Genomic DNA, 1,343 nt, shown 5'->3' with positions numbered 1-1,343 from the left:
CTTGGGCATGCCGACCACCCGCAAGATCGCCTGATCACTGCGGGATGCTGGCGGATTCCGTCCTCACGCCGATTTGTGCGACAAAGCCGTCCACACATGGTTTCTTCGACGGCATCAGTTTGTCACCGATCCCAGAAGGTGGAAGGGCCGTCCACCACATCACCTCAGCCAGCGTAGCGGGGATCAAGGCGCGTCGTCATGCCGTTCCATACCCCGCACGGACCGCCTCGGCAACTGCGGGGCAACAAGTTGACTATGCCGGTTGACGATACCCGCAATGGCCATCCATATATGGGAAAACTCTATTTGATGATTTTCATAACTTCATAGCATATCATCAAAATTATGCATACAAATGCATGCATATCCTTAATGGGGGAACTGATGCCGCAAAACACCCTTTTTGGAAGCAATGGGGATGACATTTTCCTTATTGAAAATGCTGATGATGTGGTGATTGAGGGACCGGGTGGTGGACTCGACTCGGTGTATGCAACCGTCTCAAATTACACACTTTCTAATAATGTTGAGCGACTGAGCTACATCGGAACGGGTAATTTTTCCGGCGTGGGCAACACTTCGGACAATTTGATCCAGGGCGGCGCTGGCAATGACACGCTGCAGGGTCTCGCGGGCAATGACACCTTGATCGGTGGCGTCGGGAATGATGTCTACATCGTGGAGGATAGCGGTGATGTCATCCTTGAAGCCTCAGGAGCAGGTGTAGACTCGGTGCTGGCAAGCATCGCCAGCTACAGTCTGTTGGCAAATGTGGAAACGCTCAGCTACATCGGCACCGGCAACTTCACCGGTGTGGGCAATGCCTTGGACAACCTGATCCAGGGCGGCGTGGGCAACGACACGCTGTCAGGCGGTGCTGGCAACGACACGCTGTTGGGTGGTCTGGGTAACGACGTCTACATCGTGGACGATGCTGGCGATGTGGTGACAGAGCTGGCCGGTGAAGGCAGCGACGAGGTGCGCACCAACCTTACCAGCTACAGCCTTTCGGCCAATGTGGAAACGCTCAGTTACACCGGCACCGGCAACTTCACCGGTGTGGGCAATGCCTTGGACAACCTGATCCAGGGCGGCGTGGGCAACGACACGCTGTCAGGCGGTGCTGGCAACGACACGCTGGTGGGTGGTCTCGGGAACGATGTCTACATCGTGGACGATGCTGGCGATGCGGTGACGGAGCTGGCCGGTGAAGGCAGCGACGAGGTGCGCACCAGCCTTTCCAGCTACAGCTTGTCGGCAAATGTGGAGACGCTCACCTACACCGGCACCGGCAACTTCAACGGTGTAGGCAACGCTTCGGACAACCTGATTCGGGGCGGTGT

General features: G+C 56.6%; 1 protein-coding gene. It reads left to right on the top strand.

Annotated elements, in window-relative coordinates:
- Positions 1-384 precede the first annotated feature (384 nt).
- Positions 385-1,343 (top strand): calcium-binding protein (locus tag EJ903_RS25905; protein WP_210211572.1); only part of this gene is annotated, 959 nt, incomplete at its 3' end.

Origin of the sequence: Azospirillum griseum, from assembly GCF_003966125.1 — a bacterium.
Lineage (GTDB): Bacteria > Pseudomonadota > Alphaproteobacteria > Azospirillales > Azospirillaceae > Azospirillum > Azospirillum griseum.
Note: the sequence above shows the minus strand (reverse complement) of the source record. Positions and strands in the feature narration are given on the sequence as shown.